Raw genomic sequence first — 959 nt, 5'->3', positions numbered from 1 at the left:
TTCCACGGTGAAGAGCGCGGGCAGGGCCACGCGGGGGCGGGACAGCAGCGCCTTGGCGGTGGCTTCCTGGTCCGGCTCGGGCAGCAGCAGCGTGCGCACCTCTTCGCGCAGCGGTGCCTCAAGAAGCCCGAGGCACGTGTCCACATGCGTACGGAAGTCGGGCTCGGCCTGGTACAGCTCGCGGCCCATGGCGACCTGCTGTGCGCCCTGACCGGGGAAGAGGAAGGCCACGCGCAGGCGGCGGCCCGACTCCACGTCCTCCAGCGCCACGGCCGCTCCGGGCTTGCGCAGGCGCTGCACCAACTCGGCGGCGTCCTTTGCCACCACGGCCCTGCGGTGCTCGAAGCCCCTGCGGCCCAGGGCGTGCGTGGAGGCCACGTCCGCCAGCGTCAGGTGCGGGTGTGCTTCCACGTGCGTCGCGAGCTGGGCGCCCAGAGCCTCCAGAGCCGCGGGCGTACGCGCCGACAGCAGCACCACCTGGTGGGGACGCTGGCTGGGCTCGCTGCGCTGCTCGGGAGCCTCCTCGAGAATGGCGTGGGCATTGGTGCCGCCAATGCCGAAGGAGCTGACGCCCGCGCGCCGGGGCTCCGCACCACGCTTCCACTCGCGGAGGGCCGTGTTGACGACGAAGGGCCCCGCGTTGAAGTCGATGGAGGGGTTGGGCTGCTCGAAGTGCAGACTGGGGGGAATCTCCTCATGGCGCAACGCCAGCGCCGCTTTGATGAGGCCCACCAGTCCGGCCACGGTGTCCAGGTGGCCGAGGTTCGTCTTCACCGAGCCGATGGGAATGGTGCCCTTGTGCTCGGAGCCCAGGCCGTAGGCGCGCTGGAGGGCGGCGATTTCGAGCGGATCCCCCAGCGGAGTGCCGGTGCCATGGGCCTCCACGTAGCCGATGTCCGTGGGACGCAGGCGGGCATTCTCCAGGGCGCGCTGGATGACGGAGGACTGACCCTGGACGC

General features: G+C 71.3%; 1 protein-coding gene. It reads right to left on the bottom strand.

Annotated features, from left to right (window positions below):
• A partial coding sequence (locus Q664_RS43250; RefSeq protein ID WP_043410488.1) for a ketoacyl-synthetase C-terminal extension domain-containing protein occupies positions 1-959 on the bottom strand: 959 nt, incomplete at both ends.

Source organism: Archangium violaceum Cb vi76, from assembly GCF_000733295.1.
GTDB classification, from domain to species: domain Bacteria; phylum Myxococcota; class Myxococcia; order Myxococcales; family Myxococcaceae; genus Archangium; species Archangium violaceum.
This window is presented reverse-complemented; position numbering and strand designations above follow the sequence as displayed.